Source organism: Methanobrevibacter sp. 87.7 (assembly GCF_002208625.1).
Classification (GTDB): Archaea; Methanobacteriota; Methanobacteria; order Methanobacteriales; family Methanobacteriaceae; genus Methanarmilla.
The window spans coordinates 1-15,785 of the sequence record NZ_MRCT01000023.1 but is presented as its reverse complement, the minus strand read 5'-3'; the positions used below and the strand labels follow the sequence as shown (position 1 = coordinate 15,785).

General features: G+C 26.0%; 10 protein-coding genes and 1 tRNA gene. 9 read left to right on the top strand and 2 right to left on the bottom strand.

Annotated features, from left to right (window positions below; translation table 11 throughout):
* Positions 1-146 precede the first annotated feature (146 nt).
* The 5 genes from thiC (at position 147) to BGI41_RS02120 (ending at position 9,487) form a co-directional block, all read left to right on the top strand.
* On the top strand, positions 147-1,451 hold the full coding sequence (gene thiC / locus BGI41_RS02140; protein ID WP_088538602.1) for a phosphomethylpyrimidine synthase: 1,305 nt from the start codon (positions 147-149) through the stop codon (positions 1,449-1,451).
* A gap of 489 nt (positions 1,452-1,940) precedes the next feature.
* Positions 1,941-5,309: a DNA polymerase II large subunit gene (gene polC, locus BGI41_RS02135; RefSeq protein ID WP_088538601.1), complete on the top strand. Its 3,369-nt coding sequence runs from the start codon at positions 1,941-1,943 to the stop codon at positions 5,307-5,309.
* Between the two features lie 387 nt (positions 5,310-5,696).
* Positions 5,697-8,015, top strand: coding sequence for an anaerobic ribonucleoside-triphosphate reductase (nrdD, locus tag BGI41_RS02130; RefSeq protein WP_088538600.1), 2,319 nt, complete (start codon positions 5,697-5,699; stop codon positions 8,013-8,015).
* A gap of 250 nt (positions 8,016-8,265) precedes the next feature.
* Complete coding sequence (locus BGI41_RS02125) at positions 8,266-8,982, top strand: hypothetical protein (protein ID WP_088538599.1); 717 nt, start codon at positions 8,266-8,268, stop codon at positions 8,980-8,982.
* Between the two features lie 28 nt (positions 8,983-9,010).
* Positions 9,011-9,487 carry a nucleoside deaminase gene (locus BGI41_RS02120; RefSeq protein ID WP_088538598.1) on the top strand — a complete coding sequence of 159 codons (477 nt, stop codon included), beginning with the start codon at positions 9,011-9,013 and terminating at the stop codon, positions 9,485-9,487.
* Between the two features lie 227 nt (positions 9,488-9,714).
* On the opposite strand, the gene lysS is transcribed toward BGI41_RS02120, so the two are convergent.
* Positions 9,715-11,301, bottom strand: coding sequence for a lysine--tRNA ligase (lysS, locus tag BGI41_RS02115; RefSeq protein ID WP_088538597.1), 1,587 nt, complete (start codon positions 11,299-11,301; stop codon positions 9,715-9,717).
* A 297-nt stretch (positions 11,302-11,598) separates the two neighbouring features.
* Between lysS and BGI41_RS02110 the strand changes: the two genes are divergently transcribed.
* Together BGI41_RS02110 and BGI41_RS02105 are read left to right on the top strand one after the other, a co-directional pair.
* Complete coding sequence (locus tag BGI41_RS02110; protein ID WP_088538596.1) at positions 11,599-11,760, top strand: preprotein translocase subunit Sec61beta; 162 nt, start codon at positions 11,599-11,601, stop codon at positions 11,758-11,760.
* A 78-nt stretch (positions 11,761-11,838) separates the two neighbouring features.
* Positions 11,839-11,913: transfer RNA gene (locus BGI41_RS02105), tRNA-Glu, on the top strand.
* A gap of 191 nt (positions 11,914-12,104) precedes the next feature.
* Here the strand turns inward: BGI41_RS02105 and BGI41_RS02100 are convergent.
* On the bottom strand, positions 12,105-12,764 hold the full coding sequence (locus BGI41_RS02100; RefSeq protein WP_088538595.1) for a class II glutamine amidotransferase: 660 nt from the start codon (positions 12,762-12,764) through the stop codon (positions 12,105-12,107).
* Between the two features lie 278 nt (positions 12,765-13,042).
* Between BGI41_RS02100 and purB the strand changes: the two genes are divergently transcribed.
* Both purB and BGI41_RS02090 read left to right on the top strand, forming a co-directional pair.
* Positions 13,043-14,392, top strand: a complete 1,350-nt coding sequence (gene purB / locus BGI41_RS02095) for an adenylosuccinate lyase (RefSeq protein WP_088538594.1) — start codon at positions 13,043-13,045, stop codon at positions 14,390-14,392.
* 316 nt (positions 14,393-14,708) lie between these two features.
* A complete protein-coding gene (locus BGI41_RS02090; protein WP_088538593.1) occupies positions 14,709-15,566 on the top strand; it encodes a hypothetical protein in 858 nt (285 codons plus the stop codon).
* Positions 15,567-15,785: the final 219 nt, after the last annotated feature.

Genomic DNA, 15,785 nt, shown 5'->3' with positions numbered 1-15,785 from the left:
AGTATAATGGATTAATTTATATATTAAGAAATTAAATCATTATTATGAAATTAATCTGTATTTTAATTTAATTAAATTTGATTTTAATCAATTTGATTTTATTAAATTTTAAAATTTATTTTATTATACATTATGGGAGATAAAATATGACTCAATTAGAAGATGCAAGAAAAGGTATACTTACTGATGAAATGAAAACAGTAGCAAAAAGAGAAAATGTTTCTGAAGATTTTATTTTAAAATCTGTTGCTAATGGAACTATTGTTATTCCAAAAAATTTAAATCATGATATTAAAGCTACTGGTATTGGTGCTGGACTTAGAACAAAAGTTAATGCAACTGTAGGTACTTCTACTGATATTGTTAATTTTGATGAGGAAGTTTATAAAGCTCAAGTTGCAATTGATGCTGGTGCAGATTGTTTAATGGAATTAAGTATTGGTGGAGATCTTGATGAAATTAGACAAAGAGTTTTAGATATGTCACCACTTCCTGTAGGAAGTGTTCCTGTATACCAAGCTGCTATTGAATCTATTAGAAATAATGGTTCTGTAATTGATATGGATGAAGATGATTTATTTAAAACTATTGAAAAACAAGCTAAAATGGGTATTGACTTTATGGCTATTCATTGTAGTGTAAATGTTGAAACTTTAAAAAGACTTAAAAAACAAGGTCGTGAATGTGGTCTTGTATCTCGTGGTGGATCATTTATTTCCTCATGGATGGTTGAAAATAAATTAGAAAATCCATTATATAAAAATTATGATTATATTTTAGATATTGCTAAAGAACATGATGTTGTATTATCTCTTGCAAATGCTATGAGAGCTGGAGCAATTGCAGATTCTACTGATAGGGCACAAGTTCAAGAACTTATTGTTTTAGGTGAATTAGTAGATCGTGCTAGAGAAGCTGGTGTTCAAACTATGATTGAAGGACCAGGTCATATTCCTATTAATGAAATTCCTGCTAATGTAACTATTCAGAAAAAATTATGTAGTAATGCACCTTTCTATATGTTAGGACCTTTAGTATGTGATATTGCACCAGGTTATGATCATATTGTATCTGCTATTGGTGCTGCAGAATCTGCTAAAGCAGGGGCTGACTTTGTTTGTTATGTAACTCCTGCAGAACATCTTGCTTTACCATCTCCTGAAGATGTAAAAACAGGTGTTATTTCAACTAGAATTGGTGCTTATGCTGGAGATATGGCAAAAGGAGTAATTAATGGAGAAAGAGATCTTAAAATGGCTCATGCTCGTAAAGCATTAGATTGGGAAGCTCAATATGATTTAGCTATTTCTCCTGAAGATGCTCGTGCAAAAAGAAATAATAGACCTCCATCAGATAGTGATGCATGTACTATGTGTGGAGATTACTGTGCAATTAAAATTGTTAATGCCTGGTTAGATAAAGCTGATGATGATATTTTTGATAATATGTAAATTTAATTTAAAATATTATCATTTTTTAATAATATTATTTTTAATAGAATTATTTTATTTTAATTTTAAAATTTTTAATAATCTTGAAATTTAATATTATATTTTAGATTTAAATTATATTGTTTATAATATTTTTATTAATATTTAATTGTGTATTTTAAAAAATATATGGGTTCATATTTCATTTAAATATTTATTATTAAATATTTTACTTTATAGTTTATCTAAAATATTTTATTTAATTTTTAATTAAGTTTTAATTTATATATTTATTATTTTTATTCATATTTCGTTTTTTTATCTATTTAATAAGATATTATATCTTTTTATTAATTTTTATCAATTTATTTATTAGTTTTCATTTACACTCAATACTATTAAATATTAATTTTTACTAAAATATTATATGCAATTTAGTAATTTTTTATTTAAAATTTTATAAAATTTATAAGTTTTTTGCTAGCTTTAATTTTATAATTTAGTGATATTATGAATTATTTTGAAAGATTAGAAAAAGAAACACTGGAATTATATGATATAGCTAATGAAGCTAGGTCTAAGGGTTTAGATATTACTACTGAAACAGAAATTCCAAGAGCAAAGGATTTAGCTGAGAGGGTAGAAGGGCTTGTTGGTCCAGAAGGTGTTGCTAAACAAATTAAGTATCTTGAATCTCAAGGACTTGATCGTGAAGAAGTAGCATTTGAAATTGCGGCAGAAATATCTTCTCAAGATATTGAAGAAAAAGGTAAGGAAGCATCTGCTAAAAGAGAAGAACTTGCCGATCAAGCTCTTAGGACAGCATTAGCTATTTTGACAGAAGGAGTAGTAGCTGCTCCTTTAGAAGGTATTGCTAAAGTTAGTATTAAGGAAAATTCTGATGGAGGAAAATATCTTGCAGTTTATTTTGCAGGACCTATTAGAAGTGCAGGAGGTACTGCTGCTGCTTTAGCTGTACTTCTTGGAGATAAAATTAGAGAAGCTACTAATTTAGATATTTATAAACCTACTGATGATGAGATTGAAAGATATGTAGAAGAAGTAGAACTTTATGAATCTGAAGTTACTAATCTTCAATATTCTCCTACTGCAGATGAAGTAAGATTTGCTGCAAATAATATTCCTGTTGAAGTAACTGGTGAAACTACAGATTCTATTGAAGTATCTCATAGGGATCTTCCTCGTGTTGAAACTAATAATATACGTGGTGGAGCTCTTCTTGCTATGGTTGAAGGAGTTATTCAAAAATCTAAAAAAATCCATAAAATTGCTAATAAGCTTAAATTAGATAAATGGGAATTTTTATTAGAATATGCAAAACCTAAATCTGATGATGATTCTGATAGTAAATCTGATGATTCTGTTGAAGAAAGTGATGTAGAAACTTATCCTGGTGAAGTTGATGATAAACCTATATTTGCTAAATATATTCAGGATATTATTGGTGGAAGACCTGTTTTAAGTTATCCTTCTGAAAAAGGAGGTTTTAGATTAAGATATGGTCGTTCACGTAATACTGGGCTTGCTACTATGGGGGTTCATCCAGCAACAATGGAAATTATTGAATATATTGCTGTTGGAACTCAAATGAAAATTGAGAGACCAGGAAAAGGTAATTGTGTTGTTCCTGTAGATTCTATTGAAGGACCTATTGTTAAACTTAAGAATGGTGATGTTTTACGTGTAGATAGTATTAAACTTGCTCGTAAAGTTAAAAAAAATATTGCAGAAATTCTTTTTATAGGTGATATGCTTATTGCATTTGGTGAATTCTTAAGAAACAATCAACCGATGCTTCCTGCAGGTTGGTGTCAAGAATGGTGGATTGAACATATTCGAAATTCTACTAAATATCAAGCTGAAGGAGATAATCATGAATTAGATTTAAAAACTTTAGAATTTGAAAAAATTTCTGCACCAGAAGCATTTAGAATTTCTAAAGAATATGATGTTCCACTTCATCCAGAATACACTTTTTGTTATCATGATATAAGTAAAAAAGAGCTTAATGATTTAATTAATTGGATTTTAAATGAAAATCCAAATTATACTGATGGTGATGAGCTTAAACTTAATATTTCATATCAAAAACGTATTCTTGAAGTTATTGGTGTTTTCCATAAAGTTGAAGATGGAAAAGTAATAATTAATAAAGATATATCTTATGCTTTAATTCATACATTAAGAAGGGCTCTTAATGATGAAGAATTAAATAATCATGATCTTGAAGTAATGGATGGTATAAATTTAATTTCTGAAGTTCCTATTGAATTTAAAGCTCCAACATATATTGGAACTCGTGTAGGTAGGCCTGAAAAATCTAAAGAAAGATTAATGAGACCAGCACCTAATGTGTTATTCCCTATTGGTAATGATGGTGGAAGTAGAAGATTAGTAGCAGAAGCTGCTAAAAAAGGTTCAATTAAAGTTGATATTGCTAGACGTCAATGTACTAAATGTAATTTAAGTTCATTCCAATCATTATGTCCATATTGTTGTGCACCTACAACTTTTGGTAAAACTGGTATTAAAAAGATTAATTTAGGTAAAATGCTTAGAAATGCATCTGATAATGTTGGTGTTAGAAAAGTTGATGAAATGAAAGGTGTTTTAGGTTTAATTTCTGAAAATAAAATACCTGAACCTTTAGAAAAAGGTATTTTACGTGCTAAAAATCATGTATTTTGTTTTAAAGAAGCTACAATTCGTCATGATTCTACAGATTTACCTTTAACTCATTTCATTCCAAAAGAAATTGGTGTTAGTGTTGAAAAGTTACATGAAATGGGTTATGAACATGATTGTTATGGTCAACCTATTACTAGTCCAGAACAAATTATAGAACTTAAAGTTCAGGATGTTGTTATATCTGAAAATTGTGCAGATTATTTAGTTAATGTTGCAAATTTTGTTGATGATGAACTTGAAAGATTTTATAAAATGGATACATTTTATAATGTTGAGAAACGTGAAGATTTAATAGGACATTTAATTGCAGGTCTTGCTCCTCATACATCTGCAGGTGTTCTAGGACGTATTGTTGGATTTACAAAAGCATTAGGTTGTTATGCTCATCCTTATTTCCATTCTTCAAAAAGGAGAAATTGTGATAGTGATGAAGATTCAGTAATGCTTTTACTTGATCCATTAATTAACTTCTCAAAATCATATTTACCAAGTACTCGTGGTGGAAGTATGGATGCTCCTTTAGTTTTATCTACAAGGATTGATCCTCAAGAAATTGATGATGAATCACATAATTTAGATATTTTTGAAAGATTCCCTCTTGAATTTTTTGAAAGAACTAAAAAACCAGTTAAACCAGCTGAATTACTTGATCTTATTGATAATGTAAGTATGCATTTAGGAACTCCAGAACAATATGAAGGTTTAATGTTCTCACATCATACTTCAAGTATTCATTCAGGTCCAACTTTATGTATGTATAAAAGATTACCTTCTATGAAGGAGAAAGTTGAAGGTCAAATTAACCTTGCAGAAATTATACGTGCTGTAGATCAAAGAGGTGTAGTTGAAGGAGTTTTATCAAGTCACTTTTTACCAGATATTATGGGTAATGTTCGTGCATTTTCTAAACAGAAAGTTAGATGTACTAACTGTAATTCAAAATATAGAAGAATTCCATTATCTGGTAAATGTACTAATTGTGGAGGTAACCTAATTCTCAGTGTATCTAAAGGTTCTGTAACTAAATATTTAGATATTTCAAAACAATTAGTTAATAGATATCCTGTTTCACATTATCTTGAACAAAGGTTAGAAATCCAAGAATTTGGTATTAAGTCTCTGTTTGAAAGTGATAAATCTAAACAAAGTTCTTTGGATATATTTTTATAGTTTAACTTTATAAAATAAGTTTTAATAAGTTTATTTAATTTATTTTTATTTAATAATATTAAATAAGCTTAATTAGGCTTATTTTTCATATTTTAATTTTATATTTTTAATTTTAATTTTTTGTATTTTTTTTTATTTTATAAAAAATACACAAAGTTTAAATTATATCAATAACATAATATTGTTTGTCTTAGTACGAACATTATTATACTAGTTACAACTGATATAATATTACTTAATTGAGAGTATAATCTAAAATTTTTTTAGATTAATATTTAAATTAGAGTTCTTTAATATTAATAAAATAATTTTTATGGTTTAAATTTATTTTTAATAGGGTTTGAACTTTTTTTTAATTGTTTAATTTCTAAAGGTGGAGGAAATAAAATGGAAACTAGATCTGAAGTCGCAAATAACTTAAATAAAAATATTAAAGTTTCTGTAAAGAAAAATAATGGTGTAATGGAAAGATTCAGTTATGAAAAATTATTAAAATCTTTAGTCATGGTTGAAACACCATTTTTTGAATCTGATAAAATAATTTCAAATGTTGTTTCATCATTATATGATGGAATTACTACAAAAGAAATTAAAAAAATAGTATATGAATCATTATGTGATGTTAGTGAAGAATCAGCTAACAAATATTTAGCAACTACTACTTTAAAAGTAAGAACTACAAGAGATAAAATTGAAGCTTTTGATTTAACTAAAATAGTTAATACTTTAGTTCAAGAAACTAATGCATCTCAAGAAACTGCATTTGAAATTGCTTCTGAAGTTTGGAAAGAACTTAAAAAATTAAATGTTGAATATGTAACTGCACCTATGATTAGGGAAATGGTTAACACTAAATTAGTTGAATATGGTCTTGAAGATATTAGGAAAGATTACACTCGTTTAGGAATTCCGGTATATAATATTACTTCTTTAATTGAAAATGGTAACCATGATAATGCTAATATGATGCATAACCCTGAAACTATTCATAAATATGTTGCTGATGAAGCATTAAAACAATATGCATTATTACATGTATTACCATCTCACTTAGCAGATGCTCACATGTCTGGTGATATTCACATACATGATTTAGAATACTTTGCAGCAAGACCATTAAACTGTTTACAACATGATATTAGGTCTTTTATTAGATATGGTCTTAAAGTAGATGGTACTGGAGATCATACTTCTGTTGCAGGAGCTCCTTCTCATATGGAAACTTTAATGAACCATACTGGTGAAATTATGCTTGCAGCACAACAAAACATGTCTGGTGGACAAGCTATGTCTTTCTGGAATGTATTTGTAGCACCATTTGCAAGAGGCAGATCTTATGAGGAAATTAAACAAGCTGTTCAAATGTTAATTTACAATTTAAACATGGCTTATGCTGCTAGAGGTTCACAAGTTCCATTTACAAGTATGCAATTAGAATTTGGTGTTCCAAAATTCTTAGAAGATGTAACTGCATATGGACCTGGTGGAAAAGTAGTTGGAACCTATGTTGATTTTGAAGAAGAAACTAGATTAATCCAAAGAGCATTTACTGAAAACTTATACCAAGGAGATAAAGACGGAAAACCTCATCTTTTCCCAAATACTATTTACACATTACGTAAAGAAACATTAAAAGGAGATTATGATGAAGATTTATACAGAGTACATGAACTCTCTGCAAAATTCGGTTCTCCTTATTTTGTAAATATGTTACCTAAATATAGAGGAAACATGGCAAATTATATGGGATGTAGGACTTGTCTCCAAGATACTTGGACTGGAGATTGGGATCAAGATTGTTTAAGAACTGGTAACCTTGCTTATGTTACAATGAACCTTCCAAGAATTGGATACCAATCTAAAGATGAATCTCAAGTATTTGAATATTTAGATAATTATATGGATTTAGTAGTTGAAACTTTATTATTAAGAAGAGAACAAGCATTACATTGTTTAAATGATTATGATGTACTTCCATTCTTAACTCAAAAAATTAATGGTGAAAACTATTACAGAGTAGAAAACTCTACTTTATCATTTGGTTTCGTTGGTCTTAATGAAATGTTACTTGCATTATTTGGTGAAGGTATTGATAATCCTGATGCAAATAAATTCGGTGTAAAATGTATTAAATACATTTATGATAGAGCTGCAGAATTACAAAAAGAAACTGGTCTTAGATGGTCTGTAATTCAAACTCCTGCAGAGACTACTGCATACAGATTTGCAACACTTGATAAAGAACAATTTGGAGATAAAGCAATATTACAAGGAGATAATGGTGCTAACTATTACACTAACTCTTCACATGTTCCTGTTAACTCTGAAATATCTCTTGTAGATAAAATAAAAATTGAAGAGCAATATCACCCAATTACTCCTGGTGGACATATATTCCATGCATTTATGGGTGAATCATACTCTGATCCACAATCATTAATGAGTTTAACTAATAAAATTGCTAAAAAATCAGATATTGGTTTCTGGGCTTACAGTTCTGCTTTAAGTTTCTGTTTAAAATGTAAAACATTAATGAAAGGATTAAATAATAAATGTCCTAACTGTGGTGAGACTGAAGATGTTGAATGGTATGATAGAATTACTGGATATGTTCAACAAGTAGGTCATGCTAAATCTGCTAATGGTGGATGGAATGCAGGTAAACGTCAAGAACTTTTAGATAGACGTAGATTCCAAAGAAATTAAATTTAATTTTCTCCACTTTTTTTTATTTTTTTATTTTTGTCTTTTTTAAAATCTTGTTTTTTATTATCTAGTTTTTATAGTTTTGATTTTTACTTATTTTTTAATTATTTTGTTTAATTTTTTAATTATTACTATAAATCTTTTTTAGTGAAACAATTAAATATAATAAAAATATACAAATAATTATATATTGAATTAGTTTCATTTCTAATTTACTAAATATTTTCTTATATTATATATGGTGATTATTGTGGTAGATGATGAAAAATACGAAAAATTACTATTAAAAAGCAAAAACCAATCAGAAGAATTAGATCATTTAACTAATGAAATCATACCTGATCTTAAAAAAGAAAATAAAGAATTAAAAAAATTAAAAAAAGAATTAACTGATGCATTAAATTCTTCTACTAAAAAATATTATGAACAGTTAGATGTTAATGCAGATTTAAGTGAAACATTTACTAAAAATGGTGCAGAACTTGCAATTCTCAAAGTAAAATATGAAAATCTTCAAAAAGATTATGATAAATTAAATAATAAACTAAATTCAGAAAGTAAAAAAGATACTGACAATAAAGAAAATAATGAGATTAAACAATTAAAAAAAGAAAATGATAAACTTTCTAAAGAATTAAAATCTAATGAAAATAAAATAAATAAATTAACTAATGAAAATACTAATTTAAAAGAACAAAATTCCAGTTTATTTGAGGATAAAAATGAATTAAAATCTTATAAATCTGATTTAAAAAATAAATATTCTGAAAAAATCGTACGTTTAGAATATAAAATATCTGAATTTAAAGAAAATATTTCAAAAAAAGAAAAACAAATTAGTAAACTTAATTCTGAAATTAGTAATAAAGATAAAGAGATTAAAAATCTTAAGAAAAACAATAATAGATTAAATAATAATCTTAAAGAAGAACAAAACAAAGGTTTCTTCTCAAAATTAATTAATTAATAATTTTAATAATGATTATGGTGTTTTAATGGATAAAGATATTTATTATATGAATGAAGCAATTAATGAAGCTAAAAAATCACTTGATGAAGGAGGAATTCCCATTGGTGCAGTTTTAGTTTCTAATGATAAAATTGTAGGGCGTGGCCATAATCGTATGATTCAAGAAGATTCTCCTATTTTACATGGGGAAATTGATGCTATAAATAATGCAGGAAGATTAACTTATTATGAGTATATGAATTCTACATTATACACTACTCTTTCTCCTTGTCCAATGTGTTCTGGTGCAATTGTATTATATAATATTCCTCGTATTGTAGTTGGAGAAAATGTTACTTTAATGGGTGCAGAAAATTTTTTAGAAAGTAATAATGTTGAAGTTAAAGTTCTTCAAATGAAAAAAATACGTGATATATTTGATGATTTTATAAAAAATCGTCCTGAAGTATGGGAAAAAGAAAAAGAACGTGTTTCAAATTCTACTTCTTGTAATTCTGATTAATTTTTAAATTTTATTTTTATAAACTATTTATTTATTTTTTTATTAAATTTTTATATAATTTTTCTTTTTATTTTTTAAAATTAGTATTTTTATTGTTATTTTTTTTAAATTACTGTGTTTACTTTTTTTAAATTAGTGTTTTGTTTAAAATTAGTTGTGTTTATTTTTTTTAAAATTAGTGCATGTAAATTTTTAATGTATTTTAAAATAAGTAAAAAGAAGAATATTTATTCTTCTTTTCTAAGTCTTTTAACAACAAAATCTTTGTCTAATGAAAGTAAGAAAGATGCAGCTCTAGGGCCTTGTTTTTTACCAAGAATCATTTTATATATTGCTTGGAATGCTTTTTGTGGTTTTAAACCATGTGCTTCTAATGCTTTATACATATCATCATGTAATTCTTCAGCATGACTATAATTGTTATTTTCAATTAAGTCAGCAAGATCGTTTAAGAATGCATCTTGTTCTTCTTGAAGTGGTAAATTTGGTATTGATTTATATTGTACATTAAATTTAACAAATTTAGGTGCATATAAATTTAACCAGTTATTTACATTTTCAACTCTTTCTTTATATTGTGCAAGTTCTGTTTCATTTAAGTCACTAAATTCTTTGTTTTCAAAGCTTTTAGTTAATTGTGAATTCCTTTTTAAGATTCCAAATATTCTTTCAAGGTCACAACCACCAACAATTTGAATTGCATTAATAAGGAATCTGTATGGTGGTCTAAATGGTAATGGACTACCTTCATTAATTTGTGCTATATTGTAGATTTCTTTAAATTTCCTTTCTTCTTTTTCAGATGGTGCTTCTATTTCATCATAGAATACTTTTTCTACTGTATCAAATTGTTCCATTAAATTTACAAAGTCCATTTTAGGTGAGAAATCTTTTGGTTTCATTGGTTTACTTCTGAATAAGTAATAATTAAGACTTTCTGCAGGTCCAATTTCTAACCATTGTTGTGGTGTAAAGAATACTCCATGTGATTTACTCATTGCTTCACCATCAAGTGTAATCCATTCATATGGAACTGGATATGGTGCATCATAATCAAATATTTCTTTTGAAATAACTTTACTTACATCATAAGATCCACCACTTGCAGCATGGTCTTTTCCAAATGGTTCACAAGTAGTGTTGAATATTTTCCATCTAGCAGCCCATTCTACTCTCCATGTAAGTTTTCCATCACCTTTAGTAATATCAGATACTCCTTCATGGCCACATTCACATCTGTAGTAAACTTTATCTCCATCAAATCCATATGCAGTAGTTGTATTTACTCTTCCACATTTTTCACAAATTGGGTTGTATGGTAACCAATCTTCTGCTAATGGTTCTCTTCTGTATTGATCAAAGATTTCTCTTATTCTATTATGGTTTTCTAATGCAGTTCTTATGTAATCGTTATATACTCCGGATTTATACATTTCATAACCAGATTTAATACTTACATCTATTCCATAATCATCTAATACATTGAATAATGGTTTTTCAAAGTGTTCAACAAAGTTTTTACAACATCCATCAGGACATGGAATTGTTGAGTATGGCATACCTAAATATTTAGTAAAGTTTTCTGGAAGTGGGTATGGTACTTTTCTTAATGGATCGTGATCATCTGCAATCCATATAACTTCAACATCACTACCTAATTTTTTTAATTGTTTACCTATTGCATTTGCAATAAATATATCACAAGAATTTCCAATGTGTATTGATCCAGATATAGATGTACCACTAGCAATAGTATGTTTTTCTACATCCATATTGTTTAAATCATCAGCTATTCTTTCTATCCAATGTTCCATTTAATCACCTTTATTTTAATGAAAAATTAATTTAATTTAAATAAGAATTTAGATTATAAAAAATAATTTTAAAATATCTAAAAATAAGATTTATAATATGTTATTATCTCTTTTAAATATAATATAAATATATTGATATATTTTAATTTTTTATAGTTTTTATAAAATATTTCATTTTTTATTTATTTTAAATTAAGATTTAAATATTAGTTTTATCAAATATGATAATATAATTAAATTTATTTTTTTATTTTGTTTATATTTATATTATTTTTTTTAATAAAATAAGGTGATATAATGTCTAAAAAAGACAATAAAATTGATATGCCACAAACAGGTGCAGGTTTAGTCAGATATTTTGATGAAGAAAGTGTAGGACCTAAACTTTCACCAGAAGCAGTAGTAGTTGCAACTGTAATCTTAGCAATATTTTGTTTTGTTTTAAGATATTCTGCATAGATTTATTAAATAATAATTAAATAATTTTTAATTTATTATTTAATAATATTATTTTATTTTTATTGATTTATTCTGTATGCTCCGTTAGTGTAGTCCGGCCAATCATTCTGGTCTCTCGAACCAGAGACACGGGTTCGAATCCCGGACGGAGCATTGTTTTATACTATTTTTATTAGATTTAATTTAGTTTTTTAAATTTCTACTTATTTTGTAAATTATTTTAAAGTTTTTATTTAAAGTATTTTTTATTTTCTTTTTAATGTTTTAGAATTAGTTTTTTTGTGTTTTTAGAATTAGTTTTTTAATTAAGTTAAGATTTTAAAAATAGTTAATTTAGATAAAATTTATTCAATTTTATCTTTTAATTTTGTAAATCCATTAATAATTCCATTAATAGATCTTAATACAATTTTCCATTTTATAAAGGATAATACTTTTCTTGGTTTGGATTTTTCAAATAAAAATCTTGTGAATTTAAGATTACTTACTTTAAGTCCATCCCATTCAAAAAATTCTCCTACTGTTTGAATTCCCTCAGTTGTATGAAATACCATTTTATTTATTCCATCATCAAACCATTTTTCTACTTCTTTATCAAGAGGAATATCAACTTTATTTATAACTTCTTGCCAGAAGATATATGCATCACTGTAAGGAGAATTTGCTTCTGGTTCAAATGGTTTTAATTCACCATTATGGTAAAATATTTTTTTAGATTTACCTTTAAGTCTGTTTTCTTCATTAATTGGAAAAGGATGACACATTTCTGCATTATTTGGTCCTGAAGTTCCATATCTAAAATGAATGATAGATTCTACAGGATGTAATTTATTTATTATATTTTCAATTTCATCTAAATCAGTTAAACCTTTTTTCCAAACTATCATATCTTCTTTTGGATTATAATAACTTATTCCTACTCCATGTGGGTTTTGTTTATACATTGCTTCTATATTTCTTCTAGAAACATCTGTATTTGCTGGTTTAATAACAATTACACACATTTTAATCTCCCTTTTTAATTGAAATTTAATTTTTAAATAATCCGATAAAATATTAATTATATATTCCTTTAATTTTTTTTATTATAAAAAGTATACGATTATAAAATTATACTAATTTTTAATTTTAATAGCTAATTATATTAATTTTAAAAATTAAAAATATTATTATAATATTTATTAATTACAATAAAATTTTATTTTTTAATTTAAGTATATTAATTAAAGAAATAATATCAATTTTTATTGTAATGTTTATTAAATTGTAAAGAAGTGTTATAATGGCAATACATCCAATAGAATTTAGATATGGTACTCCTGAAATGAAAAATATTTGGGAATATGAAAATAAATTACAAAAAATGTTAGATGTAGAATCTGCATTAGCTCAAGCTGAAGGTCAGCTTGGAATTATTAAAAAAGAATATGCTGATGAGATTAAAAATAAAGCTAGTACTGATTATGTTAAACTTGAAAGAGTTAATGAAATTGAAGCTGCTAAAAAACATGATATAGCATCTATGGTTCAAGGAATCGCAGAACAATGTGATGGTGAAGCTGGAGAATATGTTCACTTTGGTGCAACTTCTAATGATATTGTAGATACTTCAAATTCATTACTTCTTAAAGATTCTATTCATGTACTTGAAGATAAAATTATTAAATTAACTAATATTATTCTTAAATTAGCTAAAGAAAATAGAGATAAAGTATGTATAGGACGTACTCATGGTCAACATGCTATTCCTACTACATATGGTATGAAATTTGCTAATTGGGCTGCTGAACTTAAAAGACAGTATGATAGATTAGAATATGCAAAAGATAATGTATGTGTTGGAATGTTAGATGGTGCTGTTGGTACTACTGCAGCATTAGGTGCTCAAGGTTGGGAAGTACATAAAAAAGTTTCTGAAATTTTAGGTTTACCTTATGCAACTATTACTAATCAAGTTGTTCAAAGAGATAATCATGTTGAATTTATTATGGTTATTGCAAACCTTGCAACTACTCTTACAAAAATAGCTCTTGAAATTAGGAATCTTCAAAGAACTGAAATTATGGAAGTTGGAGAATTCTTTGATCCTGAAAAACAAGTTGGTAGTAGTACTATGCCTCATAAAATGAATCCTATTACTGCTGAAAGAATTTGTGGTATTTCAAGAATTGTAAAATCATATGTAACTGCTGCTATGGAAAATAATCCATTATGGCATGAAAGAGATTTAACTAATTCTTCTTGTGAAAGAATTATGTTACCTGAAGCATGTATTTTAAGTGATTATACTTTAGAATTAACTATTAAACTTATGAGTAAATTACAATTCCATGATGAAAATATTGAAAGAAACCTTAATTTAACTCATGGTTTAGTAATGGCTGAAAGATTAATGGCTGAACTTACTAGAGCAGGTATGGGTAAACAAACTGCATATGCTATTGTAAGGAAAAATGCTATTAAAGCTAATAAAGAAAAATTATTACTTGCAGATTTAATACTTGAAGATGAAGAAGCTTCTAAATATTTATCTGAAGAAGAAGTTAAAAAAATCATGGATCCTCATACTTATACTGGTTCTGCAGGTATAATTGTTGATGAGATTTTAGAATCATCTAAAAATTGGTTTTAGATTTTTTAAGGTTTAAATTAATTTATTAGGTTTTGATTTTAACTTAATTTTTTAATTTTTATTTTAAAAATTTTAAAGTTTTTTTTAGAATCATTATAAATTTAAATTTATTTAAATAGTAAGTTTATAAATTAAATATTATTAAATGTTTTAAGTTTTTATAATATTATCTAATTTTTTATATTTTTTAGGATATTTTATAAACAAATCAAAAGATTAATATTGTAAAAAATATATTAAATTAATTATTTGTTTAAATATTTTTCTTATTTAAACAAATATTTAAAATTCTTGAATATTAAAAATAGGTGAAAAGATGGTAGATTCAAAAAATATTAAACAAATTGAATTATCTTCCTTTACAACTATGGGTATGAGTATTTATGCTTTATTAAGTGTAATACTTGCTGTCCTCTTATTTATTGTAATTTTTGCAATGACTGGAGGAAAAGTAGCTTCAATTGCTTTAATTTTAATACCTGTTATTGTTTTTGGAACTATTCTACATAGTATTGTTCACTTTTTTGGACGAGGATTACTATACAATGTATTTGTTAAAAAATTAAATGCTATTAATTTTAGTATTGAAGATAATGAAGTTAAAGAGATTAAACCTTTACCTATTGCATTAGTTTTAGCTTTAATTTCTCTTGTATGTTTTATTATTGTATATACTTTAATTGCAGTATTTGTACCTACAATGATTAGTTCATTTTTACAATTATTAATGATGTCTGGTCAAATGGGTATTGCAATGATCTTATACAATGTTGTTATGTTAATGTTATCACCTAGAATAATTATTTCATTAATTATTGCTTCATTTGTATTCCCATTCCTCTTTGTCCTTATTGGTGCTTACTGTTACAATTATATTGCTCCTAGTGTTGGAGGTATAGGTGTAGAATTAGAAGATGATGGTGATTTAACTCTTATTAAAAGTTTTAACCCTACAAAAACTGCATTAATCATGGCTATTATAGTAACAATTCTTAGTGTTATTGTTTCAGTTATAATGTTAATTGTAAATCAAGACTTAGGTATGTCTGCAGTATACAATATTATTTCTGCATTTGTTTTAAACTTTGTTGGGGTATTTTTAGCTACATACTTCTATAATTATTTAGCTCCAAGAATTGGTGAAGTTAAACTTAACTTAGAAAAAGAATTATAGTTTTATTTATTTTTTAAATAAATTCTATAATTTTTTAATTTTTTTTATTTTTTAATATTCCATCATGTTTTACTACTCTTTTATTTAAATATTCATTAATAATATTCAAGTATCTTTATTAGCTATTTATATTTTTGATTGTATTTTCATTTTATTAAAAAGAGTTTATTTTTTATAGATATTTTATATTTTACATGTATATCTTTAGATATAATAAAC